This is a genomic window from Pseudoalteromonas sp. PS5 (assembly GCF_004103255.1).
In the GTDB taxonomy this organism is placed as follows: domain Bacteria; phylum Pseudomonadota; class Gammaproteobacteria; order Enterobacterales; family Alteromonadaceae; genus Pseudoalteromonas; species Pseudoalteromonas peptidolytica.
This window is the reverse complement of record NZ_RCSQ01000168.1, coordinates 1-26,806: the sequence shown is the minus strand read 5'-3', so window position 1 is coordinate 26,806 and position 26,806 is coordinate 1. Positions and strand designations below refer to the sequence as shown.

24 protein-coding genes are annotated in these 26,806 nt (G+C 41.1%); 13 read left to right on the top strand and 11 right to left on the bottom strand.

Annotation, left to right across the window (positions count from 1 at the left end):
- Window positions 1–130 precede the first annotated feature (130 nt).
- Window positions 131–292: a hypothetical protein gene (locus tag D9603_RS21895; RefSeq protein ID WP_170178655.1), complete on the top strand. Its 162-nt coding sequence runs from the start codon at window positions 131–133 to the stop codon at window positions 290–292.
- Between the two features lie 108 nt (window positions 293–400).
- Here the strand turns inward: D9603_RS21895 and D9603_RS18590 are convergent, their stop codons facing one another.
- Together D9603_RS18590 and D9603_RS18585 are read right to left on the bottom strand one after the other, a co-directional pair.
- Window positions 401–1,705 carry an ATP-binding protein gene (locus D9603_RS18590; RefSeq protein ID WP_128732423.1) on the bottom strand — a complete coding sequence of 435 codons (1,305 nt, stop codon included), beginning with the start codon at window positions 1,703–1,705 and terminating at the stop codon, window positions 401–403.
- Window positions 1,695–3,068 carry a sigma-54 dependent transcriptional regulator gene (locus D9603_RS18585; protein ID WP_128732422.1) on the bottom strand — a complete coding sequence of 458 codons (1,374 nt, stop codon included), beginning with the start codon at window positions 3,066–3,068 and terminating at the stop codon, window positions 1,695–1,697. The genes D9603_RS18590 and D9603_RS18585 overlap by 11 nt, the downstream gene beginning before the upstream one ends.
- A 175-nt stretch (window positions 3,069–3,243) precedes the next feature.
- On the opposite strand from D9603_RS18585, the gene D9603_RS18580 reads away from it, so the two are divergent.
- Genes D9603_RS18580 through D9603_RS18570 form a run of 3 tightly spaced genes read left to right on the top strand, consistent with a single transcriptional unit; the run spans window position 3,244 to window position 7,646 of the window.
- Window positions 3,244–4,491 carry an HlyD family efflux transporter periplasmic adaptor subunit gene (locus D9603_RS18580; protein WP_128732421.1) on the top strand — a complete coding sequence of 416 codons (1,248 nt, stop codon included), beginning with the start codon at window positions 3,244–3,246 and terminating at the stop codon, window positions 4,489–4,491.
- A gap of 46 nt (window positions 4,492–4,537) precedes the next feature.
- Complete coding sequence (locus tag D9603_RS18575; protein WP_128732420.1) at window positions 4,538–5,227, top strand: ABC transporter ATP-binding protein; 690 nt, start codon at window positions 4,538–4,540, stop codon at window positions 5,225–5,227.
- On the top strand, window positions 5,220–7,646 hold the full coding sequence (locus tag D9603_RS18570) for an ABC transporter permease (protein WP_128732419.1): 2,427 nt from the start codon (window positions 5,220–5,222) through the stop codon (window positions 7,644–7,646). Before D9603_RS18575 ends, D9603_RS18570 begins: the two co-directional genes overlap by 8 nt.
- A 32-nt stretch (window positions 7,647–7,678) precedes the next feature.
- Here the strand turns inward: D9603_RS18570 and D9603_RS18565 are convergent, their stop codons facing one another.
- Together D9603_RS18565 and D9603_RS21710 are read right to left on the bottom strand one after the other, a co-directional pair.
- Window positions 7,679–8,602: a diguanylate cyclase gene (locus tag D9603_RS18565; RefSeq protein ID WP_128732418.1), complete on the bottom strand. Its 924-nt coding sequence runs from the start codon at window positions 8,600–8,602 to the stop codon at window positions 7,679–7,681.
- A 4-nt stretch (window positions 8,603–8,606) separates the two neighbouring features.
- Complete coding sequence (locus tag D9603_RS21710) at window positions 8,607–8,777, bottom strand: hypothetical protein (RefSeq protein ID WP_161972767.1); 171 nt, start codon at window positions 8,775–8,777, stop codon at window positions 8,607–8,609.
- Window positions 8,778–8,871: 94 nt separating this feature from the next.
- Here D9603_RS21710 and D9603_RS18560 point away from each other — a divergent pair, with 94 nt between their 5' ends.
- Genes D9603_RS18560 through D9603_RS18550 form a run of 4 tightly spaced genes read left to right on the top strand, consistent with a single transcriptional unit; the run spans window position 8,872 to window position 12,135 of the window.
- Window positions 8,872–9,960 carry a PAS domain-containing sensor histidine kinase gene (locus D9603_RS18560; RefSeq protein WP_128732417.1) on the top strand — a complete coding sequence of 363 codons (1,089 nt, stop codon included), beginning with the start codon at window positions 8,872–8,874 and terminating at the stop codon, window positions 9,958–9,960.
- A gap of 11 nt (window positions 9,961–9,971) precedes the next feature.
- On the top strand, window positions 9,972–10,157 hold the full coding sequence (locus tag D9603_RS22345) for a hypothetical protein (RefSeq protein ID WP_347232150.1): 186 nt from the start codon (window positions 9,972–9,974) through the stop codon (window positions 10,155–10,157).
- 11 nt (window positions 10,158–10,168) lie between these two features.
- Entirely contained in the window at window positions 10,169–10,390 is a 222-nt protein-coding gene (locus tag D9603_RS22340; protein WP_347232149.1) for a hypothetical protein, read from the top strand.
- Window positions 10,391–10,401: 11 nt separating this feature from the next.
- Window positions 10,402–12,135: an EAL domain-containing response regulator gene (locus tag D9603_RS18550; RefSeq protein ID WP_128732416.1), complete on the top strand. Its 1,734-nt coding sequence runs from the start codon at window positions 10,402–10,404 to the stop codon at window positions 12,133–12,135.
- A 58-nt stretch (window positions 12,136–12,193) separates the two neighbouring features.
- Here D9603_RS18550 and D9603_RS18545 read toward each other — a convergent pair whose 3' ends face one another.
- Together D9603_RS18545 and D9603_RS18540 are read right to left on the bottom strand one after the other, a co-directional pair.
- Complete coding sequence (locus D9603_RS18545; protein WP_128732415.1) at window positions 12,194–13,654, bottom strand: dihydrolipoyl dehydrogenase; 1,461 nt, start codon at window positions 13,652–13,654, stop codon at window positions 12,194–12,196.
- Between the two features lie 139 nt (window positions 13,655–13,793).
- Window positions 13,794–14,522 carry a glutathione peroxidase gene (locus D9603_RS18540; protein WP_125252539.1) on the bottom strand — a complete coding sequence of 243 codons (729 nt, stop codon included), beginning with the start codon at window positions 14,520–14,522 and terminating at the stop codon, window positions 13,794–13,796.
- A 299-nt stretch (window positions 14,523–14,821) separates the two neighbouring features.
- Between D9603_RS18540 and D9603_RS18535 the strand changes: the two genes are divergently transcribed.
- Window positions 14,822–15,346: a DinB family protein gene (locus D9603_RS18535; RefSeq protein ID WP_128732414.1), complete on the top strand. Its 525-nt coding sequence runs from the start codon at window positions 14,822–14,824 to the stop codon at window positions 15,344–15,346.
- 531 nt (window positions 15,347–15,877) lie between these two features.
- Here D9603_RS18535 and D9603_RS18530 read toward each other — a convergent pair.
- Complete coding sequence (locus tag D9603_RS18530) at window positions 15,878–16,234, bottom strand: Hpt domain-containing protein (RefSeq protein ID WP_128732413.1); 357 nt, start codon at window positions 16,232–16,234, stop codon at window positions 15,878–15,880.
- Entirely contained in the window at window positions 16,231–18,975 is a 2,745-nt protein-coding gene (locus D9603_RS18525; RefSeq protein WP_128732412.1) for an ATP-binding protein, read from the bottom strand. The genes D9603_RS18530 and D9603_RS18525 overlap by 4 nt, the downstream gene beginning before the upstream one ends.
- A 193-nt stretch (window positions 18,976–19,168) precedes the next feature.
- Here D9603_RS18525 and D9603_RS18520 point away from each other — a divergent pair, with 193 nt between their 5' ends.
- Entirely contained in the window at window positions 19,169–20,239 is a 1,071-nt protein-coding gene (locus tag D9603_RS18520; RefSeq protein WP_161972766.1) for a LamG domain-containing protein, read from the top strand.
- A gap of 152 nt (window positions 20,240–20,391) precedes the next feature.
- Here D9603_RS18520 and D9603_RS18515 read toward each other — a convergent pair whose 3' ends face one another.
- On the bottom strand, window positions 20,392–21,282 hold the full coding sequence (locus D9603_RS18515) for a TetR/AcrR family transcriptional regulator (RefSeq protein ID WP_128732410.1): 891 nt from the start codon (window positions 21,280–21,282) through the stop codon (window positions 20,392–20,394).
- A gap of 125 nt (window positions 21,283–21,407) precedes the next feature.
- Here D9603_RS18515 and D9603_RS18510 point away from each other — a divergent pair, with 125 nt between their 5' ends.
- Together D9603_RS18510 and D9603_RS18505 are read left to right on the top strand one after the other, a co-directional pair.
- Window positions 21,408–23,159, top strand: coding sequence for an ABC transporter ATP-binding protein (locus D9603_RS18510; RefSeq protein ID WP_128732409.1), 1,752 nt, complete (start codon window positions 21,408–21,410; stop codon window positions 23,157–23,159).
- A 1,281-nt stretch (window positions 23,160–24,440) separates the two neighbouring features.
- Window positions 24,441–24,908 (top strand): GNAT family N-acetyltransferase, encoded by a 468-nt coding sequence (locus D9603_RS18505; protein WP_125252546.1) that lies wholly within the window; start codon window positions 24,441–24,443, stop codon window positions 24,906–24,908.
- A gap of 88 nt (window positions 24,909–24,996) precedes the next feature.
- On the opposite strand, the gene D9603_RS18500 is transcribed toward D9603_RS18505, so the two are convergent.
- Both D9603_RS18500 and D9603_RS18495 read right to left on the bottom strand, forming a co-directional pair.
- Complete coding sequence (locus tag D9603_RS18500; protein WP_128732408.1) at window positions 24,997–25,533, bottom strand: DUF3833 family protein; 537 nt, start codon at window positions 25,531–25,533, stop codon at window positions 24,997–24,999.
- 2 nt (window positions 25,534–25,535) lie between these two features.
- On the bottom strand, window positions 25,536–26,057 hold the full coding sequence (locus D9603_RS18495; RefSeq protein ID WP_128732407.1) for a chalcone isomerase family protein: 522 nt from the start codon (window positions 26,055–26,057) through the stop codon (window positions 25,536–25,538).
- 137 nt (window positions 26,058–26,194) lie between these two features.
- Here D9603_RS18495 and D9603_RS18490 point away from each other — a divergent pair, with 137 nt between their 5' ends.
- Complete coding sequence (locus D9603_RS18490) at window positions 26,195–26,677, top strand: GNAT family N-acetyltransferase (RefSeq protein ID WP_128732406.1); 483 nt, start codon at window positions 26,195–26,197, stop codon at window positions 26,675–26,677.
- Window positions 26,678–26,806: the final 129 nt, after the last annotated feature.

Below are 26,806 nucleotides of genomic sequence, written 5' to 3'. Positions count from 1 at the left end.
GTAGGTACCTTAGCGATAGCAGGGCGCAGAAGCGGTGTTATCGACAAGGTTTTCACGCCTCAAAATAGACCACTTAATTAAGCAAATTGGTATAATCTCAACTAGTTGGCTTAACTGAGCTAGGAATTAGTTGATATTAAGTGGACAAAAATCAATTAATCAAGGAGTTTTCTCATGGCGAAAAAAAGACGATATAAAGCAACTTAAAAAGGAAATAAAAGCCCGTAAAGCAAAGATTGAAAAGCATGAAGCTAAAATCAAAAAGCTGAAAAAGGCGATTAAAAAGGCATAGCCGCAGCACCATCAGTGTGCCTTGATTTTTTGTAATTCAATCAAGGCACACTGATGCCGAATGCGGGCGCAGACCATTACCTCAAGCTACTTACCTTGTGATGTCGCTTCATAGCAATAAACTAAAACAACTGCCTTTTTCGATTTCGGAGCAGACACTAATCCGGCCTTTATGACGATGAAGAATTTGTTGACTAAGTGCAAGTCCTATTCCTGAGCCATTGGATTTGGTAGTAAAAAACGGCACGAAAATTTTATCAATGGCACTTTGCTCTATTCCTACACCATTGTCTGTGACCTTTATCTCACATTTGCCGTAGCGATTAATAGTAGCGGTTACTTGGACTACTTTTTCTTGCTTGTTAGATGTTGCGTTAAGCGCCTCTTTGGCGTTGCTGAGGAGATTCAATAGCACTTGCTCTATCATTTTTCTATCGATCTTGATGGTCAGTGACGCAGGGGAAACATCAAAGGACAAAGAGATTTTGGCTTCGTTAAATTCGTTTTGGACAAGGGGAGCAATATCATCAAACAGTGCTTTGACTGTAACTGGTCTCAGCTCAAGCTCTGGAATATGGGTGAGCTTTCTATAATTATCGATAAACCCGAGCAAAGATTGGCTGCGTATCCCTATGGCTTGTAAGCTCTGAAGATAGTCTTCAACAAGCTCTTTGTCTGCTACTGTACCTGCGAGGTGATTGTTAGTCATGTTCACAAGTGTATTAGAGAGTGAATAGATGGGCGCAACTGAATTACCAATTTCGTGAATAAGTACTCGGATCAACTTTTGCCAAGATTCAATTTGCGTACTTTCAAGCTGCTCTGAGATAGCGGTAAACAGCCAAAGCTCGTATTGGTTATTATGATTAGAAAAAGTGAAGTATTTAAATAGTAGATCGGCAGTAATATGACTACCTACTTTGGCCTGTTCAAGCTCTGGGTGAACTTTTAACAATGAAGTTCCTGTTTCGGCACCGCGAATATCGAGTAACTGCTTTGCGCTGTTATTACAGAGTATAATAGTATGGCCATTTTTTATGAGGATCAGACCTGCCTCAATATGTTGTAACATGGTTTCATAAGTGGTCACTAACTCATCTTGTTTGACTTTATCTTCTCGCACCTTTTGCATCATTTCGTGACAAACAGTGAGCGCTTGCTCACTAATAGGGTGTGCATGATTAATCCGAAAGCTACTATCTTGGTATTTGAGCGCAGTAAATACCTCTTCGAATTGTTGTTTTTGGTTTTTTAATGTGGAAATAGATAAAGCAGAGAACCCCGCGGCAATAGCGACAGCCAGTATGCTAAACAGGTGAGCGTAGCTATGAAGTAGGCCTAAAACCCCAAGCGTCGCGAATAAAATAGCCCCAAGTTGAAAAGCTATCATTCGAGTAAGAGGCTTATTCCACATCGTACTTCTCCATTTTTCGATAAAGCGATGCGCGTGTTATGCCAAGCGCTTTAGCTGCATGACTGATGTTGCCTTTGAAGTCTTTAATCGCGCGCTCAATGGTTTTTTGCTCAATTTCTGCCAGGTTGTAAGAGTCTGTCACTAGGTTGTCAGGTGCATGTGTTTTTGATGTAGTGAGTTGGAACTCGAGCTGTGCCGAGTCAGACAAAATAACGGCACGCTCCACTAAATGCTGCAACTCACGGATATTACCTGGCCACTGGTACTGTACTAGCTCTGCCATCACTTTATCGCTGACAGTTTTGCGCGCTAACTTGTACTTTTTACTATATAAATCGGCGTAAAACTCGATAAGTAACGGAATGTCTTGAGGCCTATCTCTGAGCGCTGGGAGCGTCAACTCAACCGTATTGATGCGATATAATAAATCTTGGCGAAAATTACCTTCACGAACCATATCATATAGGTTCATGTTGGTTGCTGTGATCAGCCGTAAATCGACTTCAACTTGCTTGCTGCCACCTACAGGCGTGACTATTCTATTTTGGATAGCGGTAAGTAGTTTCCCTTGTAATGCTAAGGGAATATTTGCGATTTCATCTAAAAACAAAGTTCCGGAGTCTGCCAATTCGAAACGGCCTGGCTTATTGCTCTTGGCATCAGTAAATGCACCTTTGACATGACCGAACAGTTCACTCTCAAATAACGAGCTGGCAATCGTCCCCATGTCCACAGATATAAAAGTGTGCTCTTGTCGCAATGATTGTTTGTGTAGCTCCCTCGCGACGACTTCTTTCCCTGTGCCACTTTCACCTAAAATAAGCACATTGGCATCGGTTTTTGCCGCTTTTTCTATGGTTTGAAAGACTTGCTCCATGGCGGGACTTGACGCAATTAAGTGTTCAAACGGTTTATGTTGTGCAGCCATTGAAATTTGTGCGAGCTGCGTCAGTTTTTTGGACTTTTGTCTTTGTTCGCTCAGTTCAATGCAGTTTGCGACTGTGGCCAGAAGTTTCTCATTTTGCCAAGGCTTAAGTACAAAATCATTGGCGCCAAGTTTAATAGCATCAACCGCCATGTTTAGGTCACCGTAGGCGGTAAAGAGCACAACGACAGCATCTTCATCGATTGCTTTTATTTGCTTTAGCCAATAAAAGCCTTCAGCACCCGAGGTAGACTCTCGAGTGAAGTTCATGTCTAACAGTACTAGCGCAAAGTCTTGTTCAGACATCGCTTTTTTAATGTCATGGGGATTATCTAACGTTACCACTTTTTTATAATATTGTTTGAGCAACATTCTCGTGGCGACAAGTATTTCGGTGTTATCGTCTACAACTAAAATCGCTTTGTTATTGACCGCCATAGGATCTCCTTACCTCGTAAAACTGTACGATATCGTACACTAGGTGTTTAATTTTTTTACACTCTTTTGTTCCTTTATTTTATTGTTTAAACTTATCTTTATGATTTTTATGCTGTTTTTTATTTGGCATGTAACTTGAGTTATTAAATCCAACTAAATTCAAGTGAGTGACAAAATGGATAGAAAAATAACACCTAACAAAAAATTCCGACTTTGGTGGTTGGCTCTGCCTATGGTTGTAGTCGCATACTTTGCATTCGGTAGTGCTGCGACGAGTAGCGGGAATCGATTTAATGTTGATATCAATCGGATCAAAATAAGCACTGTCACAGAAGGGGAGTTTCATGATCTGATCCCTCTAAGAGGTAATATTACCCCAAGTAAGTCAGTGTACTTAGACGCCATAGAAGGAGGGCGAGTAGAGGCGCGCTTTGTAGAAGAGGGAGCCATGGTAAAAAAAGGCGACAAGCTACTTGCGCTAAGCAACACCAGCTTGCAGCTTGATGTTATTTCTCGCGAGGCGCAAATTTCAGAGCAGCTGAATAACTTGCACAATACACGCTTAGCAATAGATCAAAATCGCTTAAATTTAAAACGGGATCTATTGGAGTTGGACTTTCAAGTTAGTCAAAGTGAACGAAAGCTTGCTCAGTTTAAGCGCCTAGGTAATGGTAACTTGGTTTCAAAAGATGAACTGCAAGCCGCCGAAGACGAAACTGTGTATTTGAAAAATCGCCGCAAACTAATTATTGAGCAGCAACAACAAGATGAAAAGATCCGTACCGCACAAATTGCGCAGCTAGAAGACAGTGTTAAGCAATTAAATAAAAACTTAGCGTTTGCCCGTAAGAACTTAGAGAATTTGATAATCAAAGCGCCTATTGATGGACAGTTGACTGCACTCAGTGCAGAGTTGGGTGCATCTAAAGCAAGGGGAGCGCGGTTAGGTCAAGTTGATATCGTTTCTCAATATAAAGTGTCGGCACAAATCGATGAATTTTACCTTGGCCGTGTGTATGCAGGACAAGCTGCAAGATTGTCTTTGCAAGGTCAACAATATGAGTTAACCCTAGCAAAAGTGTATGCCGAGGTGTCAAATGGGCGATTTGAGGTAGAGTTAACCTTTAATGATGCCTTACCGAGTGGGATCCGCAGAGGGCAAAGCTTACAGTTGGATTTATTACTGGCAGATGCTAAGTCAGCAACATTGTTGCCAAATGGCGGATTTTATCAAGATACCGGTGGTCAATGGGTGTTTGTGTTAGAGCAAGGCAGTCAAGTGGCGGTGAAAAAGCCGGTGACGTTTGGTCTGCGTAATAACAAATTTATTGAAGTACTAGATGGACTGGCAGTGGGTGACCGAGTGATCACCTCAAGTTACGGTAGCTTCAAGGATATGCAGTCAGTAAGCCTGACGCACTAAGTGTAAGCCAAACCCCAAGTTAACAAGATTTAGAAGGCACAAGAATATGATACAGCTAACAAAAATAAATAAAGTTTTTCGTACAGAATTGGTTGAAACTTACGCGCTAGAGGACGTCTCGCTGGTAATTGAGCGCGGTGAGTTTGTGGCCATTATGGGGCAATCAGGCTCAGGTAAATCTACTCTACTGAATATTATCGGCATGTTAGATCAGCTTGATGGTGGTGAGTATATTTTTGATGGTAGTGACATCAGCCACTCAACAGAGGGACAATTGGCGGATATTCGCAAAGACAATATTGGTTTTATTTTCCAAAGCTTTAACTTGATTGATGAACTAACAGTATACGAAAATGTTGAGCTACCTTTGGTATATCAGGGAGTTGCAAAAAAGGAGCGCGAGCTACGTGTCACTGCGGTATTAGAGAAAGTGAATATTGCTCACCGTAAAGATCACTACCCACAACAGCTTTCCGGTGGTCAGCAGCAGCGAGTTGCAGTTGGACGAGCCATTGTCGCCAAGCCAAAAATGATTTTAGCGGATGAACCAACTGGTAACCTAGACTCCAAAAATGGTGAAGAGGTGATGGGGTTGCTGGCTCAACTCAATCAAGAAGGCGTGACAATTGTGATGGTAACGCACTCTGAGCACCATGCAAATTATGCACACAGAACGATTCACGTTTTGGATGGGCATATCGTTTCCAGCCAAATGCAGGAGGTACGTTATGCTTAAAAACTATCTCTTGATTGCGTATCGTAGCTTGCTACAACAAAAGCTTTATTCGGCTATTAATATTTTGGGTTTGGCGATTGGTCTTGCTATTTGTATTAGTATGGCAATTTTTGTTGAATCTGAGCTTGGCTACGACAAGTTTATCCAGAACCACGAGCAAGTGTATCGTTCGTCAGTAAAGTGGATGCCTCCCAGTGCGCCTGAAATCTATTATGCTCAGGGGCAAGTGTTTAATGCCCAAAACTACAAAACACATTTTGAAGAAGTCGTCGATGCTACTCGATTTAGACAGGTGACGGTAGCACTTGGTGAAGGTAGGGAGAGCTTTATTCATGAGGGTGTACTGCTTGCTGATGCGAACTTTATAGACTTTTTTTCTTTGCAAGTACTACATGGTAATGGCCAAACTGCGCTCAATAATCCTAATTCCATCGTGCTAACAGAAGCTGCCGCAGAGCTTTATTTTGGCCGCACCTCTGTTGTTGGCGAAGCGTTACTAGGTGATGGAAAGTTACCTTTGAAAGTCACTGCGGTTATCAAAGATTTACCACAGCGCACTCATTTGAATGTGTTTGCACTAATCAGTATGGAAACGGCAACAACTTATTATGGTGATACCAGTTGGCAGCGTGACCCAAGTTTTAACTATTTCACTTATGTTAGGCTTGCTGATGGCGTGTCGGGGCACGACGTAGAGGCAAAAATCCCAAGTTATTTAGAGAACCGCTACGGCCATGGTGCGAGTGACACGTTAGACTTTACATTAATGCCTGTCAGCGATATTTATCTTCACTCTCAAATGTATGGCGAGATGAAAGAAAACGGTGACATTAATACGGTATATTCATTTAGTGTGATATCGGCACTTATTCTTTTTATTGCTTGTGTTAACTTTATGAATTTATCTACCGCGACTGCTACTAAGCGAGCAAAAGAAGTTGGGGTGCGTAAAACCTTGGGTGCGAAGCAGCAGCATTTGGTTGTACAGTTCATCGTTGAAGCGATGATGTTAAGTTATATTGCCTTGATCATAGCCGTGGCACTGGTTGAGGCTTGTTTACCTATGTTCGCAAGCTTTATTGGTAAACCACTTAGTTTTGATTTTTATTCACAGCCCGTTATTTTAGCTATTCTATTGCTACTAGGCTTTGTCGTTGGGCTCATTTCAGGTTCGTATCCTGCTTTTTATCTGAGCGGCTTTAAACCCGCCAAGGTACTCAAAGGAGAAATCACACAAGGTAGGTCAGGGACACTGTTACGCAAAGGGCTGGTGGTGTTCCAATTCAGTGTTGCCATCGTGCTTATTATTGCCACTGTAGTGTCAAACCAACAATTAAAATACGCCCGAGCGATAGAGTTGGGCTATGACAAAGACAACACTTTTGTACTGAATCGTCTCTATACCGATATTGCAAGCCAGCAACGCAGTGCACTGAAGACAGAACTGCTCTCACATCCAAATATTAACAGTGTAACGGCAAGCTCTGCTGTACCAACACAAAGCATAGTTGATGCCTTTGGAATGGTTAACCCTAAGACTCAATTATCGCAAACCATGCCTACTTTAGCAGTCGATGAAGATTACTTTAGCAGCTACAACATCAAACTACTAACTGGCCGTGGGTTTAGCCGTGATTTTCCTGCGGATATATTTACTCTGCCTAGTGAGACCAATCCACGCCCTCACTTTTCTGTTGTGATAAATGAAAAAGCAGCGCAGAGTCTTGGGTTCAGCTCTGATGAGGCTATCGGTAAAACGTTTGAAGTGAGATTAACTCGACACTCGAGTGCAACAGCGACCATCATTGGCGTCACACAGAACTATTACTTCTCGTCGCTCAGAACAGAAATAAGTCCAACCTATCACTTGTTAAGGGAAGGAGAGGGGAATGCGATGGCAATTAAATTCCAAGGAGATGCGTCGCTTATTCGCGATTTTATAGAGGCGACTTGGCGTAAGCTGATACCCGAGCAACAGATGGAGTTGACATATCTTCAAACTGAGTTTGAACAGATGTATCAACAAGAGGATAAAGAAATCACTGTGTTTAACTTGTTTTCTCTCCTTGCCATTTTCATTGCGTGCCTTGGACTTTTTGGCCTTGCTTCTTTTACAACGAAACGTCGGACAAAAGAGATTGGCGTGCGTAAAGTGTTGGGTGCCTCAGTGATGGACATTGTCTTATTGATCAACAAAGAGTTTTCAAAACAAGTCTTGATTGCAAACCTGATTGCTTGGCCGTTGGCATACATTGTGATGAGAGAGTGGTTGAATAATTTTGTTTATCGCATTGAGCTATCTTTTGTCCCATTTTTGGCCGCTGCTGTGATAGCCTTTGTAATAGCTTGGGTGACAGTAGGTTCTTTAACTATGGTAGCTGCGCAGGCAAGGCCTATCAATTCATTGCGATATGAATAAAAACGTTAAGGCCTCACATTAAGTGAGGCCTTTTATCTGTTTGCGCCGCAGACTTTGTTTTTTCCGCCATGTTTTGCTTCATACAGTGCATCATCAGCTTGTTGTACCAGCGAGGCGGCTGACTCGTGATGGCTTTGTGCATTGTAAGTTGCAACTCCAGCGCTGATGGACGCATAGTTAAAAGGGGAATGCTTATGCTCGATTTTGGCATCGAAAAAATGCTTGATAATACGCTCGGTGATCTTAATTGCCGAGTCGTAAGGGGTGCTTGGGAGTAAAATTACAAACTCCTCGCCACCGTAGCGGTACACGGCATCCATTGGGCGACGGATATGGCTTTTGACAGACTTAACCACATGCTTTAATACGTCATCTCCCATAAGATGTCCATATTCGTCGTTGTACAGTTTGAAGTAGTCAACATCAAGCATAATAACACTCAAAGCATGCTCGGCTCGCTTTGCACCGCGATAATGTTTTTCAAGATCTGACTCAAAAAGCCGACGGTTAAATGCTTTTGTTAACCCATCAACATAAGAATATTCTCTTAGCTGATCAGCCTGTTTTTTGTACTTTAAATGGGTTTTTACGCGGTTTACCAGTGTTCGAGCAACAATAGGCTTACTGATAAAATCGACCGCCCCTGCGTCCCAGCACATTTCTTGCTGATTTTCTTTTATATTTGAAGTAACAAATACAACCGGAATTTGCGCTGTGATCGGATCCTTTTGCAATTCTTTGCAGGCGTCAATGCCAGTGAGCCCATCGAGCATCCAATCCATTAGGATTAAGTCCGGCAGAGCGAGTTTAATATAGTCAATGGCTTTTTCAGCGCCTTCAAATGCAACCACTGTGCACATATCATCAAGGCAAGCTGTTAATACTTTTTGTGTCAGCGGGGAGTCTTCAATAATGACCACGGTGCAATCATTAAGCTCAGTCACTTCTTCAAACATTGTGTTACTCTACTCCTACGCGAGGCTGCCAATCAGATGGCTCAAGGTTTAATATAGCGTTAAACCTGCTTTGCTGCGATGTCAACGTCATACCAAGGTTGTACCAAGGTTGTACCAAGGTTGTACCAAGGTTGTACCAAGGTTGTACCTTAATGAAAGTATACGCTTTATTCATGAATTAAAACACTTTTATAACAAAAGAGCGGTTTTTGCTTGAATAAACGGCGATTTTTACTATACAAAAGTATACGTGATTTAAAGGAATAACGATGACAAATTCAGTCCCCCTCGCCAAAGCAGAGCGGTTTGTTGGTGATGACTCGCTCTCTGATCTAATCTTCGACAATATTCCTGACTATGCCTTCATTAAAGATGACAAGTTCAGGATTGTGAAAGCAAATGACGCTTTTCGTTCAATGTACCCAGAGTCTGCCCGTGAGAAAATTATCGGCTACACCACTTTAGAGTCGTATCACCCTGAGGAGGTGGAAGCGTGTATCAAAGACGACAAGCTTGCATTTGCTAGCGGATATGCCGAATGCTATGAGACGGTAACCTTTCCAGATGGCGGCGTACGTACACTCTTCACTCGCAAGAAGCGATTTTATGATGCCAATGGTGCCGCGTTTATATTGGGGCTCTCGAGTGACGTTACCGAGCGAGAGCATTTGGTTGTGCAGCTCAGACGCTCAAATGACGCATTAGATGAATTTGCATATATAGCTTCACATGACTTAAAAGCACCACTCAATGCGATTTCAAAACTAGTAACTTGGATTGATGAAGATGAATTACCTGAAGGGGCAAAAGAAAACTTTGCGTTGATCCAGCAGCGCGTCTCTAGAATGAATAAGCTGTTGCATGACTTGTTGATATATTCACGGGTTAATCGCAAGCATAGTGAATGCGAAACTTTTGAATTTAGTGAGTTTTCACAAGAAATTTATGACTCAATTGATATCGAGTCAACGCTAACACTGCAATGTGCATCACTAATGGTCACTTTACCAAAAACAGCCCTTGAGGTTGTCACGCGAAACCTGATCAGTAACGCACTGAAACATCACCATTGTGAGAGTGGTAATTTGATCATAGACATCAAAGAGACGCCAGAATTATACCAGTTGCATTTTACTGATGATGGCCCCGGGATCCCCAAAGAGTATCGAGAAAAAGTATTCGAAATGTTTCAAACACTCAAACCCCGAGACCAACAAGAAGGCAGTGGTATGGGGCTCGCGATTATTAAAAAAGTACTAGATTATTATGGTGGTAGCATTGAGATATTGGATACAGATGTAGGCGCCGAATTTGTAATTAAGTGGCCAAAAGTAGACATCAGAGTGAATCCTATTTAGGCGAATAAGAGATGCAAAATAAGGATATTACAGTGTTAGTTGTTGAAGATGACGACGTTGATTATATGACAGTAAAAAGAAGCTTCGCAAAGTGCAAAATCATGAATCCTATGGTTAGAGCAATTGACGGCGTTGAAGCACTCGAATTACTGCGAGGTGGCCAAGTTGATTACCGTTTATTACTCTTCTTGATTTAAAGATGCCACGGATGGGCGGGCTTGAATTTTTAGAGAAGTTAAGAGCAGATAGTCAGTTACAAGAAACGGTGGTATTTGTGCTTACTACGTCAAAAGACGAGGATGACATTCACCACAGCTATGCAAATAATGTTGCCGGTTATTTTTTAAAAGAGCAGGCTAGTGACTCGATGTCGAGTTTAGTGGGTATGTTGGATAGGTATTGGCGGATAGTGCAGTTTCCGGCGAAGTAAATGGTGCATATATGAATATATTGCTGGTCGATGACGATATTGTTGATAGGAAAATGATCCGCCGCTCTTTAATAAAGGGAGGTATCGAGCATCAACTTACCGAAGTGGAGAGTGTTGAAGAGGGGATAATTGCTCTTGAACAGCTTTCGTTTGATTTGTTGCTTCTTGATTACAATATGCCAGCAAAGAATGGCTTAGACCTATTGATAGAGCTGAAACGGATTAACCATATTCGAGATCTAACTATCGTTATGATCAGTAATGCGCAATCTGATGAGCTGGTATTAAAGTGCCTTGATTTAGGGGTTCAGGATTTTTTATTAAAAGAAGAAGTCACAGCCTCAATATTGAGTCGCTCAATTATTCAAGCGAGAAAGCGCTTTGAACTTGAAAGCCAGCTCCACGATAGTTACTTACAAGTAAAAGAAATGGCTGAGCTGGATGCGCTCACCGGCTTGTATAATCGTTATTACTTTGAAGAAACTTGTCAACGGCTGATGCAAGCAGGCAAAAGTCGATATAGCTGTGCTGGGGTTTTGATTGTAGATATTGTTGATTTTAAAAAAATCAATGACCGGTTTGGTCATGAGGCAGCCGATCAATTGCTGGTTGAGCTTGGTGCAAGCTTTAATCGGCATACCAAACCCGAAGATATAGTAAGCCGTTTTGGGGGAGATGAGTTTGCTTGTTTGCTGGTATCTTGCGACAACCCATTACAAATAAAAATTGAGGCAGAAAAGTTAATAAAGCTATTAAGTCGTACCTATTCTATTATGTCTAAGGATATTCGCTGCCAAGTACGAATGGGGCTAGCGCTTTATCCTCTAAACGGTAAGCGAGCAGATGACCTTATCCGCTTCGCTGATATTGCACTTTTTAGATCGAAATCAGCTAAGAGCAGTGCGGCATGTATATTTGAAGATAACATGCAGACTGAGTTTCAAATGAAATATAACGTTGAGCAAGACCTAAGAGGAGCAATCGACAAACAAGAGCTCGAGCTTGCATTTCAACCTATCGTAGATATTCGCCAAGGGAAGGTGGTATCACTTGAGGCGCTGATCAGGTGGCCTACTGCTAAATTCACTAGCAGTCCGCAGGAATTTATTTTGGTAGCGGAAGAGTCACGGTTAATAGAGCCTTTAGGAAAATGGATTATTGAGCATGCGATCTACACATTAAAACAAATTAACTCGAAATTCGGCTATCCGATCCGTTTAGCCATTAACCTTTCACCGTTGCAGCTGGTGGATATGTCCTTACCTGTTTTTATCAATGACTGTCTTGAGCGTGCAAACATGGAAGGGGGGTTATTCACATTCGAGCTGACCGAAACCGCGCTGCTTAATGATAGTGAGCGAGTAATGACTAGCTTAAATCGCATTAAGGATATTGGTTGTAAACTTGCTTTAGACGATTTTGGTACCGGTTATTCGTCTATCTCTCACCTGCTAAATTATCCAATTGATATTGTAAAGGTAGACAAATCCCTTACCGATAGAATAGAAGCAGATGAAATGGGGGAAAGAGTTTTCTTTGGCTTAATAAATATGTTGAAAAGCTTGCAGTTAAGTATTGTGGTGGAAGGTGTTGAAAGGTATCAGCAGTATTATGCTTGTAAAGAGGCTAATGTTGATAAAGTTCAAGGCTATTATTTCTCAAGTCCTGTGTCTGAGTCCTCAGTTATCAATACTATAAGGGCAATAAACAAAGATCTCGCCAGAGAAGTAGATGCAAGACGTTAACGGGTAAACCAGTGAAGTACTGGTTTACCTGCCGATCAGCTATTAAATCAAGAAATGCTTATGCACCTGGTCCGCACTCTAAACAATGAGCGATAATGTCGGGTCCAAACTTTAGATTGGCATTGAGGTTACGAAGCGCAGTTCTTAAGCCTTCTTCTATCACTGGATGATAAAACGGCATCTCAAGCATTTGTGGTATTGTCATCTTATTTTGCAGCGCCCAAGCCAGTAAATGAGCGATATGCTCAGCCGCAGGGCCAACAAATTCCGCACCTAAGAATAGCCCAGTCCCCTGCTCAGCATAAACGCGCATATGTCCTTTATTTTTTAACATGACTCGACTGCGGCCTTGATTTTCAAAGCTCACCTCGCCGATGGCGAAACAGCCACAATCACCGTATTGTTTTTCTAGCTCCTTGTAACTTGCCCCTACCATCGCTATTTGCGGATCGCTAAAGACTGCTGCAAGTTTGGCTCGGCGTAGTCCGACTCTAACATCCGGAAAGCGACCGGCATTTTCACCTGCAATGGTGCCCTGATCCGCAGCTTCATGTAACAATGGGATTTGATCACTGGCATCGCCAGCAATGAAAATGTGCGCGTTACCTGAGCCATCAAGGCATTGCATAGTGTGTGGGTCAGCTATAGGAACGCCTCTACTATCAAGTTCAAGGCTTGTATTTTCTAGCCCCAAATTATCAACATTAGGCACTCTCCCCGTGGCAGCTAGCACATAATCAAACTGCTCTGTTTGTGGGTAACCCTGCTTATCTATATAGGTGAGTTCGGCTTTATCGCCCACTTGCTTCATCTGTGAGACGTTGGCATCGGTATCGAGATAAAATTCGTTGCTAAGTACAGTAGTCGCATAATCTTTCACAATGGGATCCGTCAAAGGGCCAAGGCCTTTGCCAACGCCAAACACTTTGACTTTCACACCTAGGCGGTGCAGCGCTTGGCCAAGCTCTAAGCCAATTACTCCAGGTCCAAATACAGCGACAGAGTGCGGCAGGTCGTCCCAGTCAAATACGTTGTCATTAATGACTAAGCGTGTTCCAAAGTTATTAAACGCCTCAGGGTAACTTGGTCTAGAGCCTGTGGCGATGACGAAACGTTTGGCAGTGATCTGCGTATGCTCATCTAATTGTACCGTGTGATTGTCTATGAATTTGGCTTTACCTTGCAGTTTATCGTGCTTAGGTAATTCATCAACGGCATCCACAACAAAGCCTACAAAGCGGTCACGCTCGCTTTTTACTCTTGCCATTACTGCTTTGCCATCAATTGTGGCTGGTGGTACTTTTACACCGAACTTTGGCGCAGTTTCAATTTGATGTGCCGCTTCTGCCGCTGCGATTAGTAGCTTACTGGGCATACACCCAACGCGAGCACAAGTAGTTCCATATACACCTGATTCGATCATTAATACTTCTGATGTATATTTCTTAGCATTTCTATAGGCGCTAAGACCAGCAGTTCCCGCACCAATCACGACTACGTCAGTGTTTATCTTTTTCATTTGTTGATCCCAAAATTTGAAAGTGTAAACCCCCTTGACAATATATGATTCACTGTCTTATTTGCTCGTGTTGGGGGGCGCAGTATGACTTGATATCTGTATATACCAAGTCACTGTGTAATAAGGTTATTGAAGTTATTTACGCAAAATATTCGGCTAAGTCGTCTGAGCCACCAATATGCTTACCACCAATAAATACCTGTGGTACAGTTTCACGTCCAGACAGCGCTTTAAGGCTGGTTAGTGATGCTTGTTGACCTAGTACTAACTCTTCGTATGCTAGCCCTTTTTCCGTTAGTAATGCCTTGGCTTTTTCACAGAACGGACAGCCAATTTTGCTGATAATAGTCACGGGTTCAGGCTTTATTTGACTAGGGTTAATATACTCTAACATGGTGTCTGCGTCTGACACTTCAAATGGGTCTCCCGGCTTTTCTGGCTCAATAAACATTTTGTCAATCACACCATCTTTAACTAGCATTGAATAGCGCCAGCTTCGTTTCCCAAAGCCTAAATCATTTTTATCGACTAACATCCCCATGCCGTCAGTGAATTCGCCATTACCATCAGGGAGTAGCGTTATATTTTGCGCTTCTTGATACTGGGCCCACGCATTCATTACAAAGGTATCATTCACAGATAAACATACAATTTCGTCAACGCCGTTTTGCTTAAATACACTCGCAAGTTCGTTATAGCGAGGCAGATGAGTCGATGAACATGTTGGTGTAAATGCACCTGGTAATGAAAACACAACGACGGTTTTACCTTTAAAGATTTCATCGCTGGTGATGTGCTTCCACTGATCATTTTCTCTGATTGGAAATGTAACCTGTGGTACGTGTTGACCTTCAATATTCTTTAACATTTTGCTTTCCTTCTTAAGTTGATGTGGCTAGTATGCCGAGAGTTTCTCTATTTGTATAATTGATTGTTTTGATTGAATCGTACAGTAAAATAGATTGGTTGGGACTTTGAACACCGTTAACTTTGATCTACTTCATGAACATTGTTAATCTGAATTTTGGATAGTTGATGCCCGCCTTGTTGCAAGTGTAGGCGCTATTTTAGTGAGAGCAAGCCTCCTTTTCATACCTTGGTAAGAGAAGTTGTTTGCTTCTTGTCCAAAAATTCACGTTAGGCTTTTTTAGGGAATTAGAATAGTAGATGAAATCACATTTTGAATTAATGGCAGATTACAATCGCTGGATGAATGAAAGGATGTTTGAGGCAATTGCAGAATTAAGCGACATTGAATTACACCAACCTCGGGGGGCTTTTTTTAGTTCTATCATAGGGTCGTTAAATCACATTCTTGTTGCAGATGTTATTTGGCTCAAACGATTTTCTACAAGTAGCCATCCATTCAAAACATTGCATCCATTACTAGATATGACAATACCATCAAAATTAGACTACCTACTATATGATGAGTTTGCGACCTTGAGGGCTGCGAGGGTAGCAATGGATGAAATCATTATAAATTTTGTTGAAGAGGTAACAGATGAAGTCCTAGCAACAGAGCTTCACTATCAGAACACAAAAGGTAAGACTTTCGCTCGCAAATTAAGCTTGTTACTACTCCATTTATTTAATCATCAGACACACCATAGAGGACAGGTAACAACATTGCTTAATCAAATCGACATCGATATGGGAGAAACTGATTTATTGGCACGGATCCCCCAGTGAATTAGGCTCATCTTCAATCGCTAGTTGGTGTCACTAGTAACTTTTATAAGTCTCAAACCATCATAAAATGTCCGCACAGCAACAGTGTGGCTGATGGTAATAAAGTAGGACTCATAATATTGCAGCTCGAGGCTGAGCAGGTTATACCATGTGCCTTAATTAAGAGATCTATTTTGAGGCGAGAAAATCTTGTCGATAACATCGTTTCTGCGTCTTGCTAGTGCCAAGATACCTAAGTATATGTAGGTAGGCAAAAATTTTGCTATTTAGTATTTTTAAATAAGAAGCTTTTAACGTAGTTAGCGCCAGGTTTACTCCTTAGCGCTAACTGCGTTGAATTCACTTCCAATAGCCGGCTATTGGTGCATAAATTCGCCTTGCCTACAGGATGTGGGTACCTTAGCGAGAGCAGGATGCGGGAGCGGTGTTTTCCCTAAAACTCTCTGGCTAGGCAGGGGAAAAACTAAGTTGTGCATTAGCAACAATGAGTTGGAACATTCTTTACCCAAACCTCAGGTTACCTAGTAGGTATTAACTATGGGGGGGAGAGGAGAGGTATGCCTTTAATTCCCTGACAAATTCGCTGCCAATTTCATGGTGGATAGCTTTTATCTTTTCGGCGCATAGGCTGCTGTTGCCGTCCATTGCAGCGTATTCTAGCTCCTGTAAATAGTCTGCTAATAACTCAGCACCGACAGCTTTTGCTGAGGTTTTAAGATAGTGCGCTTCATCTTTCAAGCGCTTTAAATCGTTATCTTGATACGTTGCCCTCATTTTTGCAAAGCTCGATTTTGATTGAATTAAAAAGTCAGTATAAAACTTTTTAGCCGTAATAAAGTCATCGCCGATTAGTTCGATCAGCACATTAGGGTTGAGGGTTTTACTCATAACTTTAATTCCATCTTTAGCCATTTGCCCAATGTACTTTGAAGCTCTGTTAACCTGACAGGTTTGCTGACATAGTCATTCATACCACTATCAAGGCACAACTTTTTATCACCCTTCATTGCAGCACCAGTTACAGCAATGATGGGAGTTGGGTTGAGCGTGTTGGCAGACTCAAATGCACGTATCAACTTAGCAAGCTCGTAACCATCAAGTTCAGGCATGTGACAATCAGTAAGCAATAACTGATATCTTTGTTTTTTAAACATAGCTAGCGCTTCGCTGCCGTTGTTGGCAATATCGCACGATAATCCGAGCTTAGTTAACTGCTTGACTAGGAGCTTTTGGTTAAATGGATTATCTTCAGCAAGTAAAATATGAACGGCTGTCTTATTGTCGACAGCTGCGCAGCCGCTTTGAACAGCAGCATCTTGATGCAATAAAAACTCATCAATGGCGCTGAAATCGCTCAAATTTTCTAGCTTTGTTACTTCACATTGCTTTGTCTTTTCAGCGAGCTTTTCTAACAATTGCCTTATTGAATAACATGTTTGAGGCGATACGGGTTTGGACGGTTGAGACAAAGGTGGGCAATTAGCAGCAGACCGCATTGACCGCTCATCAACAAACAGTAATGTCGGCACTTGATAACTATCTATATTACTGCCGGTATTGTTTCTACCAACGATAACGTGAACTAATGCGCAATTGTTTGTCTCTTCCATTTGCTCTATTGCATCAATAGCGACTAGCTTATGGCAGCAATGTAAACATGCCTGATAAAGTTGTTTAAGCGTTACTTGGCTTTGCCACGAAATATCACAAAACCAATATAACGTTTCGAAAATCTTATTTTTTGGTTGCTCAGGGCTTGCTTGCCAAACGGGAATACTGATAGTAAACGTAGAGCCACTACCTAATTGACTTTCCAATGCCACTTTGCCACCCATTAAATCGATTAGTTTGCCACAAATTGCAAGTCCTAACCCTGTTCCGCCATATTTCCTTGTGGTGGAGCGTTCTGCTTGTGTAAAGGGGGTAAACAGTTTTTTTTGTACTTCAGCTGCGATGCCTATACCGTTGTCTTCTACCTCAAAAATAAGGTGAGACAACGCGACGCCTTCAGACTCCCAATGAACCGATATTTTGACAAAAGCCCCCTCGTCACGCTCGGGCATGCTAAATTTGATGGCATTACTAAGAATGTTAAAAATAATTTGCCGAGTACGGTTTTCATCACCTACTACCTCTAGTGGAAGGCTCTGATCTTCAAGTACAAGGAGCTGTACGCGATGCTCTTTGGCATGAGCCTCGAATGTCTTAAGAATATTGTGAATCATTTTCGAAGGTGAAAATGGGTAGCTTTCGAGCTCCATTTTTCCTTGTTCCACTTTGGCGAGATCTAAAATGTCATTTAAAATGGCAACTAAGTTATTAGCAGAGATCTGTGCTGTTTCTAACAGCTCTTTGTTATCTTCATCAAGCTCTGACAATCCGATTAAGTCTAGCGAGCTGATAATGCCATTCATAGGCGTTCTTAGCTCGTGGCTCATCATTGATAAAAAGTCGGATTTGGTGCTGTTTGCTTGCTCAGCCTTGCTGATTGCCGCTTGCAAGTCTGCGGTACGTTCAGCGACGCGTTGTTCCAATTCTTGATTAATGTGCTGTAATTTTTTTTGCGCGATATAAACATCAGTTTGATCGATAACCACACCGTCGATACGAGCAGGCTCTCCAGCTTCATTTTTCCCTACTACACCTTTAGCATAGGCGACGATAATATCTCCATCACTGAGCAAACCGCGATAACGTTGTTCAAACACTTCACCAGTTAATAGCGAGTGTTCAAGTGCTTTGGTAACACGAGGCTTATCTTCAGGGTGTAAGCTTTGCTCCCACTGACTTAATTGACCTATAGCATCTTCTGGAAGTTTGAAGATTTTATTCGCTTGATGATCCCAGCTCCAAAGCCACTGCTTTGAAACTCTAGTCGCTCGCCATGTGCCTATTTTTCCTGCTTGCATTGCCAGGGCTTTACTTTCTTCTGCGTCATGCAAAGCACTTAACATGTCTTTTTCGTGTGTACAATCTGCCAAAATACCATATATGCTATGGGTACGAACGCAGTATTTTACTTGCTCGCCTTTTAACTCAAACCACCTCAGTTTTCCTTTAACTTCAATCCTAAATTCAAAGTGTAACATCAAGCCGAGTTCTATATGGTGTGATAAAAATTCAGTAAACAGTGGCCGGTCTTCATCATAGATCATGTCTTGTAGTGATCCCCAATCCAAAGCTGCTGATACAGGTAAGCCAATTAGGGATTTAAATTTTGGTGAAAAATAGGCACTTTTATTGACTAAGTCGTAACACCAAGCACCAAGGTTGGCGCTATTTACAGCGTGCCTTAAAATTCGAGTTTGCTCATCTTCCAATGGGTTCTGGCAGTAATACGTTGATAATTCTGCAATATGCACAAATATTTCATTGCTTTTTACATCATAAAAAGACAATAAAAATTGTACTGTTGGGGATCCGCGAAGTGATACCTGTATGAGTGCACCTTCCGACAGTGAACGATGCTCGGTGGTACAAGAAGGAAATATGAATAGGTCTTCTAGGTGTTGGTTGATAAGTGTATCTGGAGAGTGAAGTAGCTGCTGAGCTACAGTGGTTGAGTGGCTCACCTTCCAGTCAGCTGTCACGATCAGCACAGGCATGCTATTTTTCAATGCTGTTAACATCTTATCCTCCTGAGTTCCCCTCAATAATATAGCAGCTTATTGGTGTGTTGCTTATGTTACGATAGTGTTGAGAGGGGAAATAGGTGGTTTTCATATCTCCTGAATTTATTGCATATATAGGAATGGGATTTTAGTTGGATTTATTAATTTTGAAATGTATTATAATAAATTAAAAACTTTATATAGGATATTTATGCTTTTAACTGGTTATTTCCCAAAGTTTATTATTATTTTTATATCTTTTTTCTCGTTCTTTTCTTACGCATTAGATAAAAACCCAGATGGACTTGTAAGTTTGTGGAAGCTAGACAATGCTCAGGCTGTTATCGACTCTGTTGGTGAAAATCACGGTACATTTTACAATGGCCCTGTAACTACGCAGGGGAAAAATAATCTTGGAATAAAATTTGATGGTGTAAATGATACCGCTATTATACCTGATAGTGAAAGTTTAAACTTTGGCAATGGTGATTTTACCGTCGCGTTTTGGGTTAAAAAGCTCCAACCTACAACGAGTAATTGGAACCGATGTGCCGCAGTTAATAAGTGGCACAGCGGAGATAAGCCGGGAACAAATGAGTGGCATTTATCTATCTGTAGCGGTAGAAGCTCCAAAGGACTTACATTTGGAGTTGAAGTAGACAAGCAGTCCGTCAGCGTTAGAGATTATGAAGCGCTTACACTCAATGAGTGGTACTTTATTACAGGTGTGCGTGAAGGTGAGTATATAAAATTATATAGAAACGGTGAGTTAAGAGGTACTGAGTATGTGGGGAATGGCTCAATAGCAGATACTAGCAGAAGGTTACGGTTTGCAACGTGGGAAAAGTCGACTCTATATAGTCACAGCGCATCAGTGTTGGATGATGTTCAAATATACAGTAGAGCGCTCAGTGAAACTGAAATTGCTCGACTTAGTCAAGGTGGTCTTTTTGCTAAAAGCACTTTGCAACTATGCAAGAGCCAACTAGACTCAGCGGAGTTGAGTATCAGTAGTCTTAGTACTCAGATTGTTAATTTAAGAAACTTATCTAACATTTTAGAAAATAAAGTGGCGTCATTAGTCAATGAAAATGACAGCCTAAATAAAACAATTTCGGAATTGACTCATACTACTCAAAATCAGCAGCAAGAAATTACAGAGCTAGAAAATAGTAATATGTTACTGTTAGAGGAGAGTGCTCAAAAAGATGTTCATATATCTACACTTAATCAAGAAATATTGAATCTAAAAGCGGAGCTCGCGGCGTTAAAAGGTGAGTAATCGGAAGCTGATGAAATAAAATAGCCGAAGATTTGTAAAAAAATGAGTTAATATCTAATTTTAGTTGCACAAACGGTGCTCATCTCATAAAAAATAAATCTGCGTGATTTAACGGGATAACCAGAAATAAGTATTTTTGGTTATCCTATTACCTACACTACTTCTACATCTAGTCTTTCTGCGAGTAATTGACGCTCATTGTTGAGGCCTCGATAATCTCTTAGTCCAGCGATTAATGCTCTTAGTAATATTGTATCTGGGTTGTTATTTTGTAATTGGTTTTCTAACAGTGTGAGGGTATGTTCAACTATTTTTCGCTTTGGTTCGGATAGCTTCAGCTTTTGCGCTTTATTTTTGAGCTGAGAAAATGCTTGCTGAACTTGTTGTTGTTGTAGCTGCTGCTTTTTCGCTTCAATTTCTTTGAGTGAAGGGAGATCTCTTTCGGTCAATACGGGCGGTAGACCATGCTTTGGTAGCTGTGTACAGATTGAGTCTAAGCAAGATACAACCCAATTGACCAACTTTTCAGTGTCAAAGTCAATTCCCTCGACAACCGAAAGGGAAAGGTAATTAGCGATTATTCCGTCTAACGTCATCGCCAAGTCGGTTTCCCAGCGTTGAATTTGGTCACCATACTTCTCCCTCAAAAATCCTACTTGTAAGGTCAACCAAGTCAAGCGGAATTCTTGGTAAAACATGAGTAGGCTGTGGTTCAAACTTAGAGACTCCTCTTGTAATAACAGGTTAAACATCGCCTGATATTGCTGTAAATCTTCATGTTGAAAGCGAATTTGTTGCCGCAGTTTTTCGTCGGGGGTGAGTGTGGCGTTTTTCAAAACCGTGGTTATTTTTTCCAGTAAGTTGTTGGTTTGACTTTGAAATACAGCTAATAGTAGATCTTCTTTTGACCTGAAATGCAAATAAATAGCCCCTTTTGAGATCCCTACGGAGTCGGCGATAGTTTGCATACTAAACGCACAGTCTCCTTCAGAAACCAACAGTGCTTCTGCACACTCCAAAATTAGTTTTCGCTTATCAGACATCATGCCTCCTGTAATCGTAAATAGTATACAGTCAAATTAAAAGTGACCAATAGGTCATTTTTAATTTGACTGAGGTTGGGATTTGGTCAATTATGTTGCTGTGAAATCAACAGGAATATATAAATATGAATAGTACAGCATCATTAATTCGATTAGTGCGTCGCACAAGGCCTAGTGGGCTGTTGTTGTCGACACTTTTTGTAGTGACCTTGATGTCTAGTCTTTTAGGGTTGTTAGTCCCGCTACAAACGAAAGCGCTACTAGATAAGCTGAGTGAGACAGGGATGTTTACCAATGAACAAGCGCTAGTTTTGCTCGCGGTGTTAATAGGCTCTGCGATCTTAACTGGAGTAATGACTTATATTATGGGAAAGATTGGTAATGAGCAAAAACGCAAGTTGCGTGCAGATTTATTTAACCACATTATAGCTTTACCGATGTCATTTTTTGATAACACTCGAGCTGGAGAGCCTGCAAACCGTATCGTGAAAGATACAGAAATTATTGAAAATCTGGTGAGTGAGCAATCAGTTTCATTTCTTTCTGGTGTGGTGTCATTACTGGGGTCTTTTATTATTCTATGGTTTCTAGATTGGCAAATGACGATGGTAATGCTCGGGGCTGTTATGGTGAGCTTTATGCTGATTTTACCTTTTTCAATGAGGCTCACCATGCTTTCAAAGCACCTACAAGATACGGAAGCATCTTTGTTAGGGCGACTAACAGAGCTGTTTTCTAATATTCGACTACTCAGAACACAATGTGCGCAAGAATTTGAAACTAATCACAATAATAGCCAGTTAAATGGGCTTTATCATATCGCAATGAAAGAGCATTTCTTACTTGCTACGATTGGTTCATTAGTCAATTTGGTTATTATGGGGTCTATTGTTTTGGTACTAGGGTTTGGTGCTTCACGCGTTGCAAGTGGAGCGATGACACTTGGTGCTTTTGTCGCTTTTATCATGTTTTTATTAAATATAGTCTTACCTATGGGTCAGCTAAGTATGGTAGTCGCCGCATTCAATAAAGCAAAAGGCGCTGCTATTCGGATCAATGAGATATTGACTACTCCTTTACAAATAGAAGAGGGGGTGAAATTAAGTTTGACCAATGAGTCAATCATTGTCAGAGAGTTATCATTTGGTTACCGTGATGACAAAATGATATTTGATACATTGAGTTGTAGGTTCATGGCTGGAAAAACGACAGCCATTGTTGGAGCATCTGGCGCAGGTAAGTCTACTTTGTTCGCATTGCTACAGGGCTTTTATCAGGCTAAAAGTGGATGTATCGAAGTCGCAGGTTCAAATTTGAATGAGATAGACAAAGAGAGTCTTAGATCACAAGTTGGGTATGTGGCACAAGACAGCCCACTATTGTGTGCGACAATATACGAGAATTTGGTTTATGGTGCAAAGCAACAACCAGATCCGGAGCGACTGAGGCAGGCTATTATTGATGCCGATCTCAAGCATTTTATCGATACCCTGCCAGTTGGGCTAGATACTCAAGTTGGTGAACGCGGCGTCACTCTATCAGGAGGGCAAAGGCAGCGTATTGCGTTAGCGCGAGCATTATTGAAGGAGCCAGCTGTACTTTTATTAGATGAAGCAACAGCTAATCTTGATGCGCATACGGAAGCTGCTATTCAACTTGCATTACACAAAGCGCAAGCCGGCCGAACTACGATTATTGCTGCGCACCGCTTAAGTACGGTTGTAGATGCTGACAATATCTTGGTAATCCAAAATGGAAAAGTTGAATCACAAGGTAAGCATGATGAATTGATGCAAAGCAGTGAGTTTTACAGCCAACTGATAAGTAAGCAGTTCGGATTAAAAACAGACAGGGACATCACTGTAGCTTGCTCTTAAGCTGTGTACCTGTTTGTAATTAAACTGCGAATACACATCTGCCCCCTTACTATAACAAAGCTTTCGCGTTTGTTTTTGAGGGGGCATCACTCTATTTTAGTATTTGGTAATTATTTTGTATTAATTTTTATTTTAGTGTTGGTTCTTTTTGGTGGTTTGTAATACAGTTAACGTGATAAACAACCTCTGCCTTAGATTAAAGTTGCTGTAGTAGGTACGGTATATTTTAACTTGAATATTTTTATGAGTTAAACAAGTTCATATTTTTCGGCTGGTTGTAAAGGGAGGAATCACCAGGAGGGTAAGCTATTTAATTGATACGTATAGGTTTGCTTATGTCTCGTAAAACTTTACACCCCAATTCACGTACATCATTACCTCTTGTGCTGCTCATGACCGTGTTGTTGTTAGTGTTTACGTTTTTGCATTTTCCTTAATGAGTAGAAGCTACCTAAAATGCCGCGTAGAGTACACCTCCAATCGCTTTTCATCTCGATATAACTCGAGCTTTTTCAAATGTCGACGCCATAGTGAAATTAGCACATCGTTTCGGTGCCTCTATTAAACTTATACAGTTAGATACAGAACCAAACTGGAGTAAACTTGGGCGGAATACGTAGTTTACGATTCAAACCTTTGCTCCAATAAATCAACAAAACAACCTCAGCTGAGCTTGTTCCACACTTTGTAACAGTTTTTTATCGTCAAATTTAATATTTAAAACAAATGCTTATGGTTCTTTGTTAGTTGGGTAACGTAATTCAATTGTTTGGTGGTGTAATTCTGGCCGCGATAATTTGCTTATTGCTCCCAACTCGGTATAGTTTAACGCTGGCCAAATAAAGTAAACCTGAGCTTGGGTAGTAAACGTATTTTTAACACCAAACCGCCATGACAAACTGGTTGTATTGGTAGCAAAAGGTGACGACTTAGTTATGCTGTCAGACTACTTGCTCAATTTGAGGGAGTAAAATTGGGGCTTACTATGTGAAAAGCTTTTTGTTTGGGACCACTAAATAGCAACTTTTACCCGAGCTTGAATGGGCATAAGTACGTTGGCGAAAGCAGCAGTGGTTGGATGTTATCAATATGCTTGCTTTACCTCAAAATAGTTTATTTAAGTAAATTGGTATAAAACGCATTTTAGTGGACGAAAGTGCTGTTTAAAGTGAGCTTTAAAAACAACGTTTTTATTACCTCTTTACCTTAATCTCAGGTTAGGAAAATATCGTCCATATTATATGGACATCATAAAATAGGCCTTAGTTTTCAGAGGCAGGTATGCAATTAATTCAGCTAAAATCAGATGATCCACAAGTAATGTCGGTGTTTTCTGAAATAGATAAGCTTATGAATAGCTTATATCCAATCGCAAGTGCACAATCTTTATCGGTGGAAGAGATCAATCAACCTAATGTCTACGCTGTAGGTTTACAAAATGATGACGGTATAGTTGCTTGTGGAGCTATCGTTAAGCAGTTTGATAAAACGCTTTATGGCGAGATTAAACGGCTGTACGTAAAGCCGAGCTATAGGGGGAAGGGGCTATCCAAACGGATTATGCAGATTTTACTTCATTACGCTGGTGAAGCGCAAATTCCACTTATTCGCTTAGAAACAGGTTCAAAGCAAACAAGTGCTATCAACTTGTATGAAACTTTAGGTTTTGAGCGTTGTGAACGTTTTGGTATGTATCGCGACAACCCACTTAGTGTGTTTATGTCGCTATCCCTAAATACTGGCAACTAAATGGTAGGAAAGTGGTTAACGTAACCGCTATTACGTTAACCATGTTGTCAATGCTACTTAAACTAAAGCTCCGTATTTGGCGTGTTTTTTATGGCTTTGATTTTTGCATGAAGATAGTGACTTCAGCCATGACAATCCCAAACTTTTCGATATAAGAGCGATTAATGAGTGTTGATTGGTTGAATGACCACATCCAATCATCAAATTTAACCTCATAGCTCGTGTCTCCAACAGGGAGATCCATTCTGTATTGCCAATTCATGGCGTTGCCAAATGTACCACCGGTTGCTTTATCAAGAATATCACCAGCAACGCCGGAATATTGATTATCAGCTTCTTTACTAATGGTCCAAACTCTTGTTTTTACACCGTCCCCGAGTAGGTACTCAAAATATTCGTCGAGTACGAGCTGGCCGCTGTTATTGATTGAGCCTTTGATATCTACGGTGAACTGTTGTACTAAATTTCCATCTCTGTCTTGAACTATGCCCCAGGCCTTTACATCTCCTAAAAAGAAGTCATAAGGGTCAAATTTTGGCGTCAGTGAGGTGTATTTAGCCCCCTCAATTCCTGTACTACATGCGGTTAAAAACAATATTATCAGTGAACTAAAAATTAAACGCATAACTATCTCCTTAGGCCTAACAGCTCGTTGCGCATTTGCGGCTCTGTGGTTTTTTCACCGAGCCAGATATTAAAAAACCAGGTGGTAAAAGCTGGATCTTTGACTTCGCCTATCAATTCGTCGTTGTGATAGAACAGAGTATGGTCTTGTGCTGTTTTAATTCCAAGAAGCACCGTTTCATCTTTCACATCAGGGAATATATTGTTCATTATTGTGAGCCACTGATCACCGAGCTCAGCATCATTAAAGCCTTGTTTTTGCATTTCTTCGAGAGAACGTTTGGCAATGTCTTCACCATTTAATGAGCGAAGGTACTGCAACTTGAGCGCGAATGGTTGGGTGGCAGAAAAGTTACCTTGGGTAGCAAAAAGACTCGCGTCATACACATCCCAAAAAAGATATGTCATGCGACTAGTTTGACCAACTTGTTTTGGGTTTTCGATAAAGTTTGCTATTACATTTTCACTGGCAGTGGCTAACTTGCTAAGTAGCAGCAACAAAGTAAAAAGGATCGTCCTTCGCATTGATTTTCTCCAATTTCAACAATGCTAACCTTTACGTATGAAAGTGCTGCTTTGTTCACTTTGGTTGGTTGCTTGTCTCATTGTTATTTTTTCATATTATTTGTTAAGCTGGGTGAAACCTGATTATTGGAGTAACAATGAACATCTCTATTCGCCCTGCCAAAATCACAGATGCAGAAACCATCTTACACTTTATCAATGAGCTGGCTGTGTATGAAAAAGAGCCTGATGCTGTATTGAATACCGTAGCTGAAATTGAAGATAAGCTATTTGGCGCAGATGCCAGAGCACACAGTGTGATCTGCGAGTCAGAAGGGGTCGCTATCGGCTTTGCTGTTTACTTTTTTAATTACTCTACATGGCTCGGTAAACACGGCTTATATCTCGAAGATTTGTATGTCGCTCAAGATAAACGTGGCAGTGGGGCAGGTAAAGGGATCATGAAGTATTTAGCACAGTTAGCGTTAGAGAAAGGGTGCGGTCGTTTTGAATGGGTAGTACTTGATTGGAATAAGCCGTCAATAGACTTTTATGAGAGTATCGGTGCTAAAGCCCAGCGTGAATGGATTATTTATCGTTTATCAGGACAGGCGTTGCTCGATTTTGCAAAAGACGAATAGTCTGGGTGCTGGACAAGTTGTGCTCTCTTTCACGGGCATCTTATATTATACCACTTTGACTTAATACCTGCTCAATTTGAAGGTGTAAGTATGACGTTAACCGCGTTGAAAATTTCTTATTTAGAACAA